The sequence below is a fragment of the Acinetobacter sp. YH01024 genome, assembly GCF_013420195.1.
GTDB classification, from domain to species: Bacteria; Pseudomonadota; Gammaproteobacteria; order Pseudomonadales; family Moraxellaceae; genus Acinetobacter; species Acinetobacter amyesii.
Map to the genome: position 1 here is coordinate 1 of NZ_VOYQ01000053.1, position 17,718 is coordinate 17,718.

Annotated in this window: 14 protein-coding genes, 1 rRNA gene and 1 pseudogene; 14 read left to right on the forward strand and 2 right to left on the reverse strand. The window is 40.1% G+C overall.

Annotated elements, in window-relative coordinates:
• From rrf to hisC, 8 genes are all read left to right on the forward strand, one after another.
• Positions 1-114 (forward strand): 5S ribosomal RNA (rrf, locus tag FTT88_RS15260); the annotation flags it as partial.
• A 262-nt stretch (positions 115-376) separates the two neighbouring features.
• On the forward strand, positions 377-1,831 hold the full coding sequence (locus tag FTT88_RS15265) for an RNA polymerase factor sigma-54 (protein ID WP_180005468.1): 1,455 nt from the start codon (positions 377-379) through the stop codon (positions 1,829-1,831).
• A 168-nt stretch (positions 1,832-1,999) separates the two neighbouring features.
• Positions 2,000-2,332 carry a ribosome hibernation-promoting factor, HPF/YfiA family gene (gene hpf / locus FTT88_RS15270; RefSeq protein ID WP_078191195.1) on the forward strand — a complete coding sequence of 111 codons (333 nt, stop codon included), beginning with the start codon at positions 2,000-2,002 and terminating at the stop codon, positions 2,330-2,332.
• 135 nt (positions 2,333-2,467) lie between these two features.
• Positions 2,468-2,719, forward strand: a complete 252-nt coding sequence (ibaG, locus tag FTT88_RS15275) for a BolA family iron metabolism protein IbaG (RefSeq protein WP_168378494.1) — start codon at positions 2,468-2,470, stop codon at positions 2,717-2,719.
• 6 nt (positions 2,720-2,725) lie between these two features.
• A complete protein-coding gene (murA, locus tag FTT88_RS15280; RefSeq protein WP_078191193.1) occupies positions 2,726-3,982 on the forward strand; it encodes a UDP-N-acetylglucosamine 1-carboxyvinyltransferase in 1,257 nt (418 codons plus the stop codon).
• Entirely contained in the window at positions 3,982-4,683 is a 702-nt protein-coding gene (hisG, locus tag FTT88_RS15285) for an ATP phosphoribosyltransferase (RefSeq protein WP_168378495.1), read from the forward strand. The genes murA and hisG overlap by 1 nt, the downstream gene beginning before the upstream one ends.
• Positions 4,684-4,886: 203 nt before the next feature.
• A complete protein-coding gene (gene hisD / locus FTT88_RS15290; protein ID WP_180005467.1) occupies positions 4,887-6,188 on the forward strand; it encodes a histidinol dehydrogenase in 1,302 nt (433 codons plus the stop codon).
• A 181-nt stretch (positions 6,189-6,369) separates the two neighbouring features.
• Positions 6,370-7,467: a histidinol-phosphate transaminase gene (gene hisC, locus FTT88_RS15295; protein ID WP_180005466.1), complete on the forward strand. Its 1,098-nt coding sequence runs from the start codon at positions 6,370-6,372 to the stop codon at positions 7,465-7,467.
• Positions 7,468-7,584: 117 nt separating this feature from the next.
• Here hisC and FTT88_RS15300 read toward each other — a convergent pair whose 3' ends face one another.
• Entirely contained in the window at positions 7,585-8,925 is a 1,341-nt protein-coding gene (locus tag FTT88_RS15300; protein WP_180005465.1) for an anthranilate synthase component I family protein, read from the reverse strand.
• Between the two features lie 255 nt (positions 8,926-9,180).
• Between FTT88_RS15300 and FTT88_RS15305 the strand changes: the two genes are divergently transcribed.
• The 6 genes from FTT88_RS15305 (at position 9,181) to FTT88_RS15330 (ending at position 17,544) form a co-directional block, all read left to right on the forward strand.
• Positions 9,181-10,173, forward strand: coding sequence for a DUF6160 family protein (locus FTT88_RS15305; RefSeq protein WP_180174079.1), 993 nt, complete (start codon positions 9,181-9,183; stop codon positions 10,171-10,173).
• A gap of 198 nt (positions 10,174-10,371) precedes the next feature.
• Entirely contained in the window at positions 10,372-11,205 is an 834-nt protein-coding gene (locus FTT88_RS15310; protein WP_180005463.1) for a C39 family peptidase, read from the forward strand.
• Positions 11,206-11,265: 60 nt separating this feature from the next.
• Positions 11,266-12,465: a hypothetical protein gene (locus FTT88_RS15315; RefSeq protein ID WP_180005462.1), complete on the forward strand. Its 1,200-nt coding sequence runs from the start codon at positions 11,266-11,268 to the stop codon at positions 12,463-12,465.
• A 12-nt stretch (positions 12,466-12,477) separates the two neighbouring features.
• Positions 12,478-14,142, forward strand: coding sequence for an OmpP1/FadL family transporter (locus FTT88_RS15320; protein ID WP_180005461.1), 1,665 nt, complete (start codon positions 12,478-12,480; stop codon positions 14,140-14,142).
• A gap of 32 nt (positions 14,143-14,174) precedes the next feature.
• Positions 14,175-15,506: a putative pilus assembly protein FilE gene (filE, locus tag FTT88_RS15325; protein WP_257223148.1), complete on the forward strand. Its 1,332-nt coding sequence runs from the start codon at positions 14,175-14,177 to the stop codon at positions 15,504-15,506.
• A gap of 22 nt (positions 15,507-15,528) precedes the next feature.
• The gene (locus FTT88_RS15330; protein ID WP_180005459.1) at positions 15,529-17,544 is read left to right on the forward strand and encodes a hypothetical protein; all 2,016 of its coding nucleotides are present in this window, start codon (positions 15,529-15,531) and stop codon (positions 17,542-17,544) included.
• 83 nt (positions 17,545-17,627) lie between these two features.
• On the opposite strand, the pseudogene FTT88_RS15335 reads toward FTT88_RS15330, so the two are convergent.
• Positions 17,628-17,718: pseudogene (locus FTT88_RS15335) on the reverse strand (IS5/IS1182 family transposase); the annotation flags it as partial.

Sequence of the window (17,718 nt, forward strand, 5' to 3'; positions counted from 1 at the left end):
CTGGCGACAATAGCAAGAGTGAACCACCTGATCCCTTCCCGAACTCAGAAGTGAAACCTCTTAGCGCTGATGGTAGTGTGGGGTTACCCATGTGAGAGTAAGTCATCGCCAGCTCATTATTCGAAAACACCCCCAACTTAATCGTTGGGGGTGTTTTTTTATGTGTGGTGAAAAGGAAAATAGAGTGAAATTAATAATATATCTAATTAAATAATTCATTTATAAGGCGAATTGTTCCTAATAAAAGAATAAATTAGCCGAATAATGTGTCTAAAAAAGACAAAAAATCGGGCGTTCTGTTCAAAATTATGCTATAAAAAATAAAACGGCATAAAAATTGCTTATAAAGTGCGGTTAATTATAGGGGGAGTTATTAATGAAATTAGCGATGGGGTTAAAGGTTGCCAATTCCTTATCATTAACACCTCAATTACAACAAGCCATTCGTTTATTACAGCTTTCAAGTTTGGAATTGGAACAAGAAATTCAAATCCAACTCGACAGTAATCCTCTATTAGAGAAAGTTGAAGAACAAAATACCGTTGAAAGTTTAAATAGCTTACAAGAACAAGAAAGGGAAAATAAAGACTTAACCAATGAATTAAATGCCGATCATTTGCCTGATGAGTTACCGGTAGATACGGAGTGGGATGATGTTTATACGCATCAACCTACAAGTTTAGGTGCTGCTGAATTTGAAGAGCGCGAAGATAATCGGCAGGGGCATCAAAGTTTACAAGCACATATGCTTGAGCAAGTTAATCTTTTACACTTTTCTGTGATCGATAAACTAATTGCACACTGTATTATCGATGCTTTAGATAACAAAGGTTTTTTAGATTGTGACTTAAATGAAATTACCCAATCTGTTCAGCATCTTTTAGATTCTATGGATTATGAAGAAGAAGTCGAAGATGACGAAGTTTTGGTGGTTTTAAAGCATATTCAGCGTCTAGATCCTTTAGGTGTAGGTTCACGTAATCTCGCTGAATGTTTAATGGTACAAGTTGAAAATCTTCCTGAACATGTCGAATATCGATATGAAGCTATTTTATTATTGAAAAATTATGAGTTGCTGATTACCAATGAATTACCTAAGTTAATTAAGCAAACGGGTTTAAATACGGAACAACTTAAACTAGCCATTTGTTTGTTAAAAACATTAAAAGCACATCCAGGGCAAGAGTTTGAAGATAAAGATTCAGACTATCAAATTCCAGATGTAGTGGTGCTAAAAAAGAATGAACATTGGTTGGTACAGTTAAATCCTGATGTAATGCCAAAGCTACGAGTGAATTCTTTCTATGCCAATATGATCAAGCGTGCAGATCAAAGTGACGATAATCAATATTTACGTAATCAAATGCTTGAAGCTAAGAATTTCATTAAAAGCATTGATGAACGACATAAAACTTTATTAAAAGTGGCAACCTGTATTGTGGAGCATCAACGAGCGTTCTTTGAACAAGGGCCTGAGGCAATGAAGCCTTTGGTCCTGCGAGATATTGCGGAAGAAGTTGAACTCCATGAATCCACAGTTTCCCGTGTAACCACAAATAAATATATGCTCACACCACGTGGATTATTTGAGTTGAAATATTTCTTCTCAAGTCATGTTGGAACATCGTCTGGTGGGGAAGCGTCTTCGACGGCAATTCGTGCAAAAATTAAAAAGTTGATTGCAGAAGAAAATACACGTAAGCCTTTGTCTGATAATGCAATTGCAGTTTTGCTTAATGCAGAAGGTATTGATGTTGCTCGTCGTACAGTTGCGAAGTATCGTGAATCGTTACATATTCCATCATCTTCAGAGCGAAAAGTGTTGATCTAAATTTGAAAATCTGACTATTCTAGAGGTTCATTATGACGAAATAATGAATCTCTTTTTTTATAAGGAATGGCCGAAATGATCTGATTGTGTAAATGTATGCTTCGCATATTGAGTTGGATGATTCGGCTTGAACTTTTCCAGTCCTGAAAGAAGGTGAGGGATAGAATTATGCAGATTACAATTCGTGGCCATCATTTAACAATTACGCCAGCAATAGAAGAAAATATTCGTCTTAAATTTGCGGAAATGACCAAACATTTAGATCAGGTCAATAGTATGCAAGTCAAACTGACTAAAGATCATCAGGTTGATAAACGTTCAAAAAAAGGTAGTGATAATCATATTGCGGAAGCGATTATACGATTACCTGGGACAGAACTTTTTGCGCAAGCGTGCGCTGATGATATGTATACCTCGATCAAAAAATTGTCTGAAAAATTAAAAAAACAATTACATAAACATCGAAAAATGCAGCTCATTTATATGCCTTTAACGGTTTAGATTGTAAATTGTACAAAAAGAGGTTTTTTATAACCTCTTTTTTTATATATATAATGTATGTGACTAATGAATTATTTTTTAGATTTATAGTAAAATGACGGGTTTTACACCGTTAGTCCTATATGGGGTCTTGTGATGAATAGTGAACAGCTCACTGAAATTTTAAAAGCTGCTTTTCCAGAAGCTGAGGTTGCAGTTAGTGGGCAAGACGGCAAATATGATTTACGCATCGTCGATGATCAATTTGAAGGGAAACGTCCTGTTGCTCGTCAACAATCTGTTTATGCACCTTTGAACTCCTACATTGCCAGCGGTGAAGTACATGCAGTAACAATTCGTGCAATGACCAAAGAAGAATGGCGCAAAGCAAGCTTATTCGGAGCTTAATAATTAATGGATAAATTTCTGATTCAGGGCGGTACTAAGCTCGAAGGTGAAGTTCGTATTTCTGGTGCGAAAAATGCTGCATTGCCATTACTCGCTGCAACTATCCTTGCTGATACACCTATTACATTAACCAATGTTCCAAATCTAAAAGATGTGAACACCTTAGTGAAATTGATCGCAGGTTTAGGTGTTCAAATCAGTTATGAAGGTGATACGGTTAAGGCAGATACTTCTAGCTTAGATAACCAATTTGCACCATATGAACTCGTGAAAACCATGCGTGCATCTATTTTGGTGCTTGGGCCGTTATTGGCGCGCTATGGTAGTGCAAAAGTGTCTTTGCCGGGTGGATGTGCAATTGGTTCACGCCCTGTAGATCAACATTTAAAAGCTTTAGAAGCACTTGGTGCTGAAATTGAAGTTGAGGCTGGCTATGTGCATGCCAAAGTTGATGGTCGTCTAAAAGGTGGCGAAGTTGTCTTTGATATGGTCACAGTTGGTGGTACTGAAAATATTCTAACTGCTGCGGTTCTTGCAGACGGTGTCACCACGATTCGTAACGCGGCTCGTGAACCCGAGATTACTGATCTTGCTAATATGTTGATCAAGATGGGTGCAAAAATCGAAGGTTTAGACACAGATACTTTGGTTGTTACAGGTGTTGAAAGCTTACATGGCTGTGAATATGCCGTTGTTGCAGATCGTATCGAGACAGGTTCTTATCTAGCTGCTGCAGCGATCACAGGTGGTAAAATCAAAACTACGCATACTGATCCAAACTTGTTGGAGTCTGTGCTAGATAAATTTGAAGAAATGGGTGCGGAAGTTACGCGCGGTGAAGATTGGATTGAACTGGATATGATGGGTAAACGCCCGAAAGCAGTAAGTTTCCAAACTTTACCACACCCAGAATTTCCAACCGATATGCAAGCACAGCTTATGGCGGTGAATGCAATTGGTCGTGGTTTTGCCACAATTTCAGAAACGATTTTCGAAAACCGTTTCATGCATGTACCTGAATTAGCACGTATGGGTGCCAATATTCAGGTTGAAGGTAATGATGCTGTTGTTACAGGAGTAGAGAAATTATCTGCTGCACCAGTGATGGCAACTGATTTACGAGCTTCTTTCTCATTGGTTTTAGCAGCACTTGCCGCTGATGGGGAAACGTTGATTGACCGTATCTATCATATTGACCGTGGTTATGAAGATGTTGAAGCGAAGTTACAAGGTTTAGGTGCCCAAATTAAGCGAGTAAGTTAATGAGCGATATGAGAAACGATGATCCCAATTTTGACGTAATGGGCAATTTTGATCATGGTTTAACTTTAGCATTAAGTAAGGGACGTATCTTAAAAGAAACTTTGCCATTGTTGGAAACGGCTGGCATTAACTTATTGGAAGATCCGGATAAATCTCGTAAGTTAATTTTTCCAACGACCCATAAGCACGTACGTATTTTAATTTTACGTGCTTCTGATGTACCAACTTATGTTGAAAATGGTGCTGCAGATATTGGGGTGGCAGGTAAAGATGTACTGATGGAGCATGGTGCACAAAATGTGTATGAACCATTGGACTTAAAAATTGCCAACTGTAAGTTAATGACGGCTGGTAAAGTCGGCATGGTTCGTCCGAAAGGTCGTTTAAAGATTGCAACCAAGTACGTGAATTTGACCCGTCAATATTATGCAAGCTTAGGCGAGCAAGTTGATGTGATCAAACTGTATGGTTCTATGGAACTTGCACCATTGGTTGGTTTAGGTGATTACATCGTCGATGTTGTGGATACCGGGAATACTTTACGTGCCAATGGTTTAGAGCCTTTGGAAGAAATCTGTAAAGTGTCTTCACGTTTAATCGTGAACAAGGCAAGCTTTAAACGTAAACAAACTTTGTTGAACCCGATTCTTGCGCAGCTAGAAAAAGCCGTGGAAGAACGTGAGCAAACAAAAAAAGCATAAGTCGTTAAATTCGTAGCGCTATGCTGATCAGACCGCTCAAATCTGGGCGGTTTTTTTATGAAAACTGAAAAATAATGATAAAACTGTATTTTCACCAATTTTAACGAAAGTTATTTTCAATAAAACTCCACATGAACACATGCGATAGATATCCACAAGCTGCGCTAAAACAGGTAAACTAATCTTTTCCAATAGATTACCTTGTGGGTAAATTGATGCGACGTTTATCGACTCAAGATCAAAACTTCAAGCAAGCTTTTGCTGACTTGTTGGCTTTTGAAACTGTGAATGATCCAGAACTTTTAAAAACCGTTGATCAAATCATTGCTGATGTTCGTCAGCATGGTGATGCTCATGTTCTTAAATTGACACAGCAGTTCGATCGACATCCAGCGCATCAATTCTCAGAATTAGAGCTGACACAAGAACAGCTGAAAGCAGCATTTGATGGTTTAAGTTCAGAAGTGCGTGAAGCCTTAGAACTTGCTGCGAACCGTGTTCGTGAATTTCACCAAGCACAAAAGCAAGACGGCTGGACTTATGTCGATGCTTTAGGAAATACCCTTGGTCAAAAAGTCACACCGCTGGACCGTGTAGGTATCTATGTGCCGGGCGGTTTAGCTTCTTATCCGTCTTCTGTATTGATGAATGCTGTACCTGCGCATGTTGCTGGCGTGCCTGAAATTATTATGGTGGTGCCTGCGCCGAATGGCGATTTAAATCCATTGGTTTTGGCAGCAGCTTATTTGGCCGGCGTACACCGTGTTTTTACTATTGGCGGCGCGCAAGCGGTTGCAGCATTGGCTTATGGTACACAAACCATTCCATCTGTGGATAAAATCACTGGCCCGGGCAACCGTTTTGTTGCGGCAGCAAAACGTGCAGTATTTGGTCAAGTTGGCATTGATATGATTGCAGGGCCATCCGAAATTTTGGTCTATGCAGAAGGTCAAAATAACGCTGAATGGCTGGCGATGGATTTGTTGTCTCAAGCGGAACATGACACTGTGGCTCAAGCGGTGTTCATTACGCCAGATGCGGATCTTTTAGATCAAGTAGAGCAATGGATTGAAAAGCATTTAGAAGCTTTGCCTAAAGCAGATATCGCGCGCACTTCAATTGAAAACCGTGGTGCATTGGTTTTAGTCAAAGACCGTGCTGAAGGCGCTGAATTGATTAACCAGGTTGCGCCTGAACATTTGATGCTGTGCTTAGATCAAGCGCAGGAAATGGCTGAAGATATCCGCCATGCCGGTGCAATTTTTATGGGTCGATATACGCCTGAAGCGATTGGTGATTACTGTGCAGGTCCAAACCACGTGTTGCCTACTTCGGGCACAGCGCGTTTTTCATCACCGCTTGGTGTATATGATTTCCAAAAGCGCTCAAGTTTAATTATGTGCTCTGAAGATGGTGTGAAAAGTTTAGCGAAAACGGCTGATACATTAGCGGAGCAGGAAAACTTAGATGCGCATGCGCGTTCAGCACGCTATCGTTATCAGTAAGAAAATATAGACTAGGTGAAAAACTTAGTTTTCCAAAACTATAAACCTTTCCCTAACCCTCTCCTTTCAGGAGAGGGGAAATCTCATAAAATGAATATTCCTCTCCCTGAACGAGCTTTAAGGATTCCTTTAAAGCGAAGTGCAAGAGAGGTTAGGAGAGGGTGAGAAAGAGCAAAATAAAATGCCAAATATTACCGCTGAACAAATGCGTTTTTGGAGTCCTGATGTACGTGAATTAGAGCCGTACACACCGGGTGAACAGCCTAAAATCCAAAATATTTTAAAACTCAATACCAATGAAAACCCGTATCCGCCATCGCCAAAAGTGGTGGAAGCAGTTCAAAAAGTGTTGGCAAATTCTGCTGATGTTTTACGTTTATATCCAGATCCAGATGCGTCTGAGTTAAAGCAAGCGATTGCAAAACAGCAGCATGTGCCTGTTGAACAGGTCTTTGTTGGTAATGGTTCGGATGAGGTGCTGGCGCATATTTTTAAAGCCTTTTTTGTGCAAGAACTGCCGGTTCTGTATCCAGATATTACCTACAGTTTTTATCCGGTATATAGCCAATTTTTTGGTATAGCTGCCAATACTAAAATTTTGCCGCTGAACGATGACTTTGAAATAGTTGTGGATGACTATAAACAGCCGAATGGCGGCATCATCATTACCAATCCGAATGCACCAACCAGCATTGCTTTAGGTTTGTCTGCAATTGAGGAAGTCCTGCAAGCTAATCCAAATTCAGTGGTTGTGATTGATGAAGCGTATGTCGATTTCGGTGCGGAATCTACTGTGGCTTTGGTTGCGAAATATGAAAACCTTGTGGTTTGTCAAACGACGTCTAAGTCGCGTTCACTTGCCGGTTTGCGCGTTGGTTTCGCGATTGCGCAGCCGCATTTAATCGCAGCGCTTGAAGCGGTAAAAAACAGCTTTAACTCTTATCCGATGGACCGTTTTGCGATTGCAGCAGCCGTGGCGTCATTTGAGGATCAAGCGTATTTTGAAGCGCAAAATGCCAAAGTGATTGCGAGCCGTGAAAAACTAGTAGAGCAGCTGTCTGAGCTGGGCTTTAAGGTATTGCCGTCTGCGGCAAACTTTATTTTTGCCTCATTGCCAAATAAAGATGCAGGTGAGTTGGCTGCTGAATTACGCGAACGCGGGATTATTGTGCGTTACTTCAATAAGCCGCGGATTAATCAATTCCTACGTATCACCATTGGTACAGATGAACAAAATCAGCGCCTTGTGGATACGCTTAAAAACGATATTTTGGCTTGATTGCTGCAAGCTACTATAAATTTAAATCTACCCTAATCTTCCTTTCGAAAAGGTGAGAAGCACTGCTTCGCAAGGGGAGGGTTATAAAAAAGCGATTCAATTGAATCGCTTTTTTGTTTAATCTGGCGTATACCACGTATTTAACAAATCCAGCATCGCTTCGACTTTATCAAAACATTCTTGATATTCAGCATCGCAATCAGATGCGATGGTGATTCCGCCGCCTGCCCACAGCGAAACCTGATCTTGGTATTTTTGAATAGAGCGGATTAAAATATTCCAAGAACCCGTGCCATCGTGATTAAAATAACCCATCGAGCCGCAATAGGCGCCGCGAGGAGCACCTTCAAGTTCATCAATGATTTGCATCGCGCGAATTTTAGGCGCGCCGGTAATCGAACCGCCCGGCAGTGCTGACATAAGAACCTCAAAAGGGTTTACATCGGTTTTCAGCACGGCCTCAACTTCACTGACCATGTGATGCACCTGATTAAAGCTTTCAATATCAAAAAGTTTTGGTGTTTTTACAGAGCCTGTTTCAGCATAAACACTCAAATCATTACGCAGTAAATCGACAATCATGACATTCTCAGCCATGTCTTTTTCAGATGATTTTAACCGTTGTTTTGAGTGCGCATCTAAAACTGGATCTTCATAGCGAGGCATCGTGCCCTTGATTGGTTTAGTAATAATCTTGCGTTCAGGCTTAAAATCTATAAAAAGTTCAGGCGAACAACTTAAAATTTCAAAATCATCAATACGTAAGTAGCCTGAATATGGTGCATCAGTCAGTGACCAAAATTCTTGAGCGGTATCTAAGAGTGAACCGTTTGCTTGAGCTGTGAACTCTTGGGTTAAATTAATTTGATAGCAATCGCCTGCCTTAATATATTCCTGCACTAGATCAAAGGCTTTGGAGTAGTCTGACTTGGACCATCTTGCAGTACATTTTTGCGTTAATTTAAATCGATCTTGAGCGATCTCGGTTTGAATTAGGTGATCAATGTAGTCGTAAATCTTAGCTGCAGAATGATCAGAACTATAAAAATACCAACCATCATCTTCTAATTTTAAAAAACTGGAAAATTGTCCTAAAAACAAGCGAGGTTGGGCTTTGGCGTGCAAGGAAATCTGTTGCTGCGTTGCATAATCATAGCTAATAAAACCAGCCCAGCCCCCAGAAAACCCGCTGCCTAATTTTGAACATAAATCTTGGAAGGAGATATCTGACAAGGGCTGAGTATCACATTCCGCATATTGATCTAAATTGGTACGGACATAAGTTTTAAGTTCATCATTCTTAAATTGCTGATATTGATTTGCCAAAAAGCAAATAACAGGTTGGTTTTGATCTTCTAAAAAAATCACATGTGACAAGGGTACAAGCGCTTGCAAAATATTTTGAGCACTAACATTTTGTTTGAGAATAAATTTTTTAAAAGAAATCGGTTTTTGCATCAACAGAGAAATTAAATTTAAAGACTAAAATGGATTTTATACCATTCCTAATTCATTTGGTTTGCAAATACCGTTTATCGGTAAGAATTAGATTGCGACCAACGACAGTTGAACAAATTTCAGCTTGGATATAATTTAATCGAGCGAGCAAACAACTCAAGGAAAGATTTAACAGTTGTCACAAAATAATATTACAGCTGAATAAATCGAGTGGTTGAAAATCAAAAAAAATAAATACTCTTGGGAGAGTACCGTATGAAAAATTTCACTAAATTAGCTCTAGTTTCTTCAATCGCATTTAGTGCGAATGCTATGGCTATGCAAGCAATGGACGATGCTGCACTTAGTTCTACCACTGGTCAAGATGGTATTAACATCGGGATTGGTATTTCAAAAGTTGAAATTGAAAAGCTTTTCATTCACGATAACGACGGTTTAACGGATACAGCTAAGGGTGGTACAAGTACTGCTGGTGCGATCGTTATTAAAGGTAACGGTATTAAGGGCGATGATTTAGAAAACAAAGGTATCATCATTGGTGCAAACTATGAAAACGGTGGTGCTTATCTTTTAAAAACTGGTAATCTAGCTGATTTACGTATCGATACTGATGCCGGTACAGGTGCAAATGGTGCATTCATTAACATCGCAGCGGATGTGTCTGGTTTAGATATTAATATTGGCGAAATTGGTGTAACTGCATCTGGTACGGTTGGTACAACAGGTATTCGCCGTGGTGGTAAGCTTGGAGGTACAGATGCAAACTACAATGCAATTTTATCTGGCCTTTCTCTAAAAACGGGTTCGATGACAGCAAATATTCAGTTAGGTGCTGCTCCACAAGGTGCAATGATCAAACTCAGCACAACTATGGTGGGTGGTTTAGAAATTAAAAATCTAGGTATCCTTGATGCATCAACTAAAAAAGGTTTGGGAGATGGCACAAGTACGGATAACCGTGCAGCGGGTGAAATCTTCATTGAGAGCATCAAAGTGGTGGATGCTAGCGAAAATGACTTAACTATTAATCAGGATATACGTGTGTATGGTAAAGATGGCACAAACAATGGTTATATTCAAATGGTAAGCAACTCTGGACCAATTGATAACTATGTGAGAGGTGTTCATTTAGGTAGCCGTGATGCTGGTTCAATTGGTGATATCGAGGTTCAAGGTTTGCAGACATATTATAGCCCTTCTTTAGGTGCTTATACTCCAGGTTCTGTAATTACAATTTCTAGTAAGTAATTTAGAACAAAAAATAAGGCGCGTGTTGATCACGCGCTTTTTTTTACAAAAATGTGCGGAATGACCCAATAAAGCATAAAAAAATGCTGTTTTTTTATAAAAAAAAAGGTATCTTGCATAATACATGGATGTAGAGCTTTAGCTCTAAAAAATAATGAAAAAAGGCACATCATTGCCGATAACTAAAAGTTAGAAGATATGTTAGAGATAGCTGTAGGCTCGGCATTGATGTATTACTTTGCCAAAGAGTCCTTCGATTTAAAAGAAAAGCCAGTCGGAACAGTTCACTATACCGAAACATTGGATTCACGAAATGATTCCTTTACTCGGATGCACCGTGAATCTGTAAAAATTAAACCTGCCATAGAAGATCAATTTCGAGGCATCGTTCGGCAAGCCTACGACTACAGTTGTGGTTCGGCGGCCTTAACTACTTTATTAAATGGTTATGTAGGTACACAGCTGACTGAGCAACAGACCATGAATGGTTTGCTGAAATTTGGTGAAACTGAAAAAATTATCGAACGTCGAAGTTTCTCCTTATTAGACATGAAACGTTTTGTCGCTGCTGTCGGGCTAGAAAGTGGGGGCTACAAAGGGGAGTTTTCAGATCTAGTTAAGCAAGGTCAGCCTGCGATTGTTCCCATTTCATATGCTGGTTTTAAACATTTTGTGGTGTTTAAAGCCTATAAAGATGGGCGTGTTTTTGTTGCAGATCCAGCACTTGGGAATATTAGTTTCGATGAAGTTCGTTTTCAAGAAATATGGGAAAACAATACTTTATTCTTAATCAATGTTGCACCTGAGCAACGTAAAAATTTATTGGCTTTGCAAGATACAGACTTGCGACATGTTGAAGATGCAACCGTGAACCGTTATGCATTGGTTGATATTCAATATCCGCAGTTTTATATGGAAAAAATTGCGGACAAGGCATCTACGATACGACTTGATAAAAATATGAATGAAGAGTCGGAGTCATATGGTAAATCGAATTACAACTTTCTAAGGCTTTACTATAAGAGTAAATAATTAGATGAATGCGTATAACAAAGCGTCAGGATTAAAAAAATAAAAACGGTGGGAAGGAACATGAATCGTAAATGGATGAACAAAACACTACTAGCCATGAGTATTCAGGTGGTGATGGGGGTTGCCTATGCAGCTGAAGAACCAAGCCTTGGAGAATATGATCCGGTTGAACAAGAGACAGTCGTAGAAGAGTCTGTATCTCCTGCTGCTGTAACCCAAGCTGATACTGCACAAGAAGCTGCTGCCGAGCCAGAAATTGGACAGTATGAATCTGTTGAAGAGCCAGTACAAGCTGAGGCACCACAAGTAGAAAGTGCTACTGCCACTGAAAAGGCATCGACAGCACTTCAACAGCAAGAGGGTGATGCAAGTCAAGAAGCTAACTTACAGGAAGTATTTAGCTCGAATGAACGTCAGTATTCATTGATTAAAAAAGGTGAAATATCATCTTTTTACGATATCGATTATACCTATTACCGTGATACTCAACTTGATATGGAAATGGCACAAGGCCAACTTTATCAACTCCGTGTACAAGAGAATGCAACACACTCAATGACCAATACATTTACCGTGCAATACGGTGTAATGGATAATTTGACATTCTCTGCATCTGTGCCTTTAGTGGCGAAAACTGATTTATTAAAAGATACTTCAACCGCGGGTTTAGGGGATATTTCTTTAGGCGCACGTTGGGAACCCTTCCCATTGAAGCAAGGTCGTTTGCCTCTTATTTTATTTGGTAATTTGTCCACGAAAACTGGTGATAGTCCATACGAAATTAATGCTGTAAATGATCTAGCAACAGGTAAAGGTTACTATTCTGCAGGTATCGGTGCCAGCACACGTAAATATATTGATCCCGTTGTGTTGTTTGCATCCGTCTCGGCAAACTATGGTTTCAAAGAAACTGACTTAAACCAACGTCGTGGTTCGCGAGTCATTGAAGAGTTTGAACCGGGGATTAGTGGCGGTTTTGCATTCGGTTTTGCATACTCGTTTAACTACGATGTTTCCCTCACCATGTCATATCAACAAAGTTTCAATACCGGCGCAGAATTTACGTATAGCAGTGGCGAATCCTATTCACCTGCAGACCAAACCAGTTCAACTCTAGCGATTTCTTTAGGTGTACGTGTATCTCCAGAGACCATTGTGAATGGTACGGTGGGGTTAGGTTTAACTGAAGATGCACCAGATGTGTCATTAGGGTTGTCTTTCCCGTTGGATATTCTAGGTTTTGGAAAAAAACTTCGTTAAGAGGGCTGTCGTATGCGTAAAATTCGACTCAGCCCACTTGTTAGTGCGATCGTTTTAACGGGCTGTTCTAGTGCTGCTTTTGCACAATTGGGTACCAACCTTTCAGTTGATGTAAGGTCACTTGCATTAGGTAATGCAGTAACTGCGGATCCTCCAGGAATTAGTGCAGTACATTTTAACCCTGCAGCATTAACTAAGATTGAAGGTTTGCAAACAGATATGCAGGGCATCATTGCAAACTTTGATATTCAACGTGAATTTACCGTTCCTGCGGGTTATAACGTTTTTGGTTATTCAGATGATCCATTAGTCTGTAATGATGGTCCTGAAGTGACGGCTGATATTTGTACGGACTTTAAAGATAAGGTTTCTGGTGATGTTGAATATGCATCCTTATATGTACCTGTCTTAAAAAAGATGGTGGATTTTGGTGCTGGACAACCCATTGCCGCGCCAACGATGGGGATTGCCTACAATCCACCGGGTTCTAAAGCAACATTCGCATCAGCTGTTTATGCACCTTTGATTGCGGGTTTTGGTGCTGAAAATGGTAACCCAGGTAATTTCATGGGGCAACAAGTTGCTCTAGAGCGTATTACTTATCTATCGCCAACAGTAGGCTATCAAGTCAGTGATGAGCTATCGATTGGTGGTGGTGTGGGGATGTCCTATCAAGCCATTGGATTGAAATCTGACCTGCGATTTCCCAATGAATTGATCGGCATGTTAAGGATGATTGATGAAGTCGTCTGTACACCATTTAAGGAAAATTCGGACATTATTACCGACATCTTGCTATTGGGGATGTGTAATACCGAAGAAGGGATGAATCCATTTGGCAAATTTGGTCAGATGGAATTGGCTTTAGAGCAGTCACTGAGCCCAAGTTACAACTTAGGGGTTTTGTGGGAGCCACGCGAAGATTTTAGTTTTGGTATGGTGTACCAAAGTGCAGCGAAAATGCGCATGAAAGGTCGTTATCGCATACAAAATGCGAAAGCACCTCAGGAGATGATTAAGGGATTAATGTCATCACCAACAGGTCAAATTTTAGCTGCAATTTTAGGTTTCCCAAATGCCGTGCCTAACTCGGAGTCGGGTTTGGTTTCGATGGATTTTGAATATCCACAGCATGTACAGGCGGGGATCAAATATAAGGTTATGCCTGATTTACAAATCAATTTTGATGTGGGCTGGACCGATTATCGTGCTTGGGACAAATTCCGTTTTGAATTCGACCGTCAAATTTCAGCGCTGAAAATTGCAAAATTATTATCTGAAAATGTGACCGATAATTCTTTGGCCTTACCTTTGAAATTTACGTCGCCTTGGAACTGGGGTATTGGTATTGAATATTCAGCAACAGATCGTTTGAAATTGCGTGCAGGCTATGAACCAAGGAGTACCTCTATTCCTGATGGTAAGCGAAATACCATGGTACCAATTAATGGTGCGCAACTCTTTGGTATGGGGATTGGATATCGTTTTGATGCAGATACGGATTTAGATTTATCAATCGGCTTTTTACGCAGTAAAGATAACATTCCAGCGAATACTAGTAGTCTTGCAAACTTAACCGGTGTGAATAATTTACTTTTAAACCCATATGCTGGACTGAATGTAAAAACCGATACGAAAATCACCATCCTAGGATTAAATTACAGAACTCGTTGGTAGGATAAGCAAACAGAATGAAAAGGATTTTATTCATGAAAACGTTACTTGCACTGTCTGTGGTGCAAGTGTCGTATGCCAACGCTGGAGCGTTTCATACCATTATTGGGCCAGATGGGCGCCCAATGGTGGTACAAGTGCAAGAAAAACCAGCAAAGAAACCTAAAGAAAGTCCAACTGCTAAAACGATAGACTCTCAACCTGTACAACAAATTACTCAACCATCTGTAAGCATTAGTCCGTCTCAAACCAAGACACCGATGACACGTCAAACGAGTCCAACAGCACAGACTGTTGAATCACTGAAGTCTCAACGTTTAAGTACACGTGAGCCGGAAAAACGGGATGATAATAAAGCTGTCACAGTCGATAAAATTAAAGAGGTCTCAGGTGATAACGTTCCCAAATCTGAAAAATCAGTACAAGAGTCAGGTACTTCAACAAAAGTTGTACCTTCAACCACATGGACCGAAAAGTTACAGCAATCAGAGCTAACCCAACCTAGTGCTCCGTATCAGGCCAAAGTTCAGGCTGAAAAAGATAAACCTATCGTCGAAAAAAAGATCCTTGCTGAGAAAGTTGTTAGCACTGATAAAGCCGTACAATCTTCAGGTGAAAACTTAGAAAATAATCCTTCAAAACAAGCGGCTAAGGTAAAACAAGAACAAGGCTTTTCGACCATGGCTGGTGAAAAGTATGTCAATAATGAATATCTTGAAGATAAAGAGTTTAACTTAGAAGGCAAAAAGCGCTTTTACACCATGCCCGAAGGCGTTATTGACAGCAAGATGGGGCAAACGCGGATGCAAACCATTGAACGTGAAAAAGGTGTCAGTCGCTCCGTCATTGATAATTTATTTAAACGCAATCAACCCGAAGATACAGGGCCGATCACTTTGGCCACATCGTATTATCGAGTCTCACAAGCTGACACCATTCAAGGTTTAGGTCAGCAATGTTTTTCGAATAAAAAAATGAAGAAAGCCAAAGAGCTCGACTTGGCTCAAGATATTAATTTATGGCCTCGAGCACCATTGTCGGACGAATTTGACTACGAAGTCGTAAAACTAAAATCACCATTACAAAATATTCGTATACATTCATTTGCATCCAAAGTACAAAATCCTACATTTTATTGGCCATTTGCGGTATTTTTAGACAAAAATGGATGTGTCATGGAAGGCGCAGGTGGATTCAAAAATAACCAAGGTGAAGCGGATCATCTTTACCATGAAAAAATAGAAGGCGTGATTCAAGTGCCTAAAGGTAGCCAGTATTTATTCTTAACGCCTTTAGCAACAGCAATTGACGTCGATGGTCGTGTATTAACCAATCAAGGCCAACTTAAATTAACAGCAATCCGTTAAGGACATAAGAAAGAGAATTAGGATGAAAAATAAAATTTTATTACCGTTTGCTTTAACGGCATTGGTTGCAGCGCTCAGTGGCTGTGGCGGTGAAAGTGCAAATGTGAATCCTGAAATTTATGATACCAGTACGACTAATGGTACTTGTAAAAGTAATACCGAAGGCTGTGTCGAGTTTGTTTTAGATTATCCAATTGAAGGTCTGAACTTTAATTGTTCGAGCGACGTTAAAAATACCTATATTACCTTGTTTGATCTAAAAGAAGGTGTTTCGACAGGTGCTTGTAAGATTGGCGATACGGTAACTTTCTTTGTCCAAGGTGAAAAATCACGTCGAATTGATTTGGGTAAAGTAGATTTGAAGCAAATTTCAAATGTAGCCAGTGGCACGACACCCCCACGTTTGACCTTATTGGATTTGGCTGCCGGCATCGCGGGTAAACCTGCTGCAACGATTTCAAATAGCGACGCAACGGTTAAAGTGGCCATGCGTTTAGCCAAAATCATTCAAGCCTTGGCATTGAAAAATAATAGTGCAGTTACAGCTACAGACATCCAAGCGGTTTATATCAACAATGCAGATAAAGTTTTGATTGATCAAATCACTCGAAATGTCGCGACAGCAGATTTCAGTATCAGTTCAGATACGGAATTTAATGACCTGTTTACACCTTGGCTAGACCTGTCCGAAGTCAGCAATGAAAATGCATTTACCTTAGTTTCAAAACTCATGAATATCTCAACGGCTGCGGTATATCAGCCTGAGTTTGCGTTATTTTCAACTGATGGCGTGATTACCAATGCCAGTGGTTCAAATGGATTGGTGGGCTGTGACAAAAATGAATGTTTGCCGACCGATAGTTCAAAAGTCAATTTATTCGGTCATTTCATGTTAATGACGGACCGCCAAGGCATGACATTTGGTAGTGGTTTACAGTGGAAGGGCAAAGTTGATCAACAGTTGAGTACCATTGGTGGTGTGAATGTCTTGCTCTTGACACAGGTACGACCAACACGTTTAACAGCAACGCCGCAGGACAATTGGATTGATCCGCTTACAAAGCAAATTGATAAACCTGGCATACTGGGTTTCCGTTTTGATGCGGAAGAAGCAAACTCTGGTCCGCTGATTATTAAACAAGGGACGCTACTTGCTGACAAAATGGTGGTCGGTACGGGTGGAAGTTTATATAAAACTTTGATGGGTAAAAAAGACGATTATGTTCTGACGGCCGATGATAAGAAAAAATTAGGCCTATGGGAGCAAAACATTAACCAAGTGCAATTTAAAGGCACGATGGATTTATACAAGCTCTATCCGCTGTCGTATTTAGACAAAAAAGTCTTTAAGTCTGTTGAAAATGTTGCTGCTGGACAAAATTATATCTTCCCGTTATATGCAGATTTAACCTTTAAATTTACCGATACCTCGATCAAAACAGTGAAATTGGGTGTGGTGATTGACCGTAATGGTGATATTCGCACAAATATAAAATCTGGCGTGCCAGATGATGTATTTACTCGTCAAGATAGTCAAATTGTCGATTTGTCTACACACGCGACGGAAGGCTGTAGTGGAAAAGATGTGCTCGATCCACTGTTAATGAAAGATGACAAAGGTGTACAGCAATACCGTATCGGAACGACAACCCGTACCTTTACACCAGAAGGAAATATCAATCCAAATACCATTTCGATTCGTATGATTTTAGCTGACCCATATTTCCATACCCTTGATGGCGCGCTGATTGGAATGAACTCAAGTGTGAAAACTTCAGCGGACACCTCAATGGTTGTGGGCGGTGCTTTAGTGCAGTTACACAATATGATTAACGCCAATGCAGGCACGCGTCCATCTGGCGTTGCTTTGACGGATTCGGATAATAAAGTGGTGAAGTGGGGGAATAGTTTGGCCAGCTTTAGTTATATTTATAGCTTAAAAAATCCAAATGATACTGCTGCGGCTCAAACGGCGAAGTTAAGCGGTGGTGATATCTCTTTAGAGTTGGCCCCTTGTTACACCATCAAGGCAAAATAATCGTCAAATATGAGTAAAATAAAAAAGCCCATCAGTGATGGGCTTTTTTAGGGTGTGTTGACATTTACAGCCGATAAATTGAGCTAAAGAGGCAACCATATAAATATACAAGCTAAAGCAACAGCGCTTTGATAGTTACGTTTTAGCTTATCGTATCTTGTGGCAATTCCTCTA

Coding starts and splice junctions, on each gene's coding strand:
- FTT88_RS15265 (WP_180005468.1), top strand. CDS start 377: ATGAAATTAGCGATGGGGTTAAAGGTTGCCAATTCCTTATCATTAACA.
- hpf (WP_078191195.1), top strand. CDS start 2,000: ATGCAGATTACAATTCGTGGCCATCATTTAACAATTACGCCAGCAATA.
- ibaG (WP_168378494.1), top strand. CDS start 2,468: ATGAATAGTGAACAGCTCACTGAAATTTTAAAAGCTGCTTTTCCAGAA.
- murA (WP_078191193.1), top strand. CDS start 2,726: ATGGATAAATTTCTGATTCAGGGCGGTACTAAGCTCGAAGGTGAAGTT.
- hisG (WP_168378495.1), top strand. CDS start 3,982: ATGAGCGATATGAGAAACGATGATCCCAATTTTGACGTAATGGGCAAT.
- hisC (WP_180005466.1), top strand. CDS start 6,370: ATGCCAAATATTACCGCTGAACAAATGCGTTTTTGGAGTCCTGATGTA.
- FTT88_RS15300 (WP_180005465.1), bottom strand. CDS start 8,925: ATGCAAAAACCGATTTCTTTTAAAAAATTTATTCTCAAACAAAATGTT.
- FTT88_RS15305 (WP_180174079.1), top strand. CDS start 9,181: ATGAAAAATTTCACTAAATTAGCTCTAGTTTCTTCAATCGCATTTAGT.
- FTT88_RS15310 (WP_180005463.1), top strand. CDS start 10,372: ATGTTAGAGATAGCTGTAGGCTCGGCATTGATGTATTACTTTGCCAAA.
- FTT88_RS15315 (WP_180005462.1), top strand. CDS start 11,266: ATGAATCGTAAATGGATGAACAAAACACTACTAGCCATGAGTATTCAG.
- FTT88_RS15320 (WP_180005461.1), top strand. CDS start 12,478: ATGCGTAAAATTCGACTCAGCCCACTTGTTAGTGCGATCGTTTTAACG.
- filE (WP_257223148.1), top strand. CDS start 14,175: ATGAAAACGTTACTTGCACTGTCTGTGGTGCAAGTGTCGTATGCCAAC.
- FTT88_RS15330 (WP_180005459.1), top strand. CDS start 15,529: ATGAAAAATAAAATTTTATTACCGTTTGCTTTAACGGCATTGGTTGCA.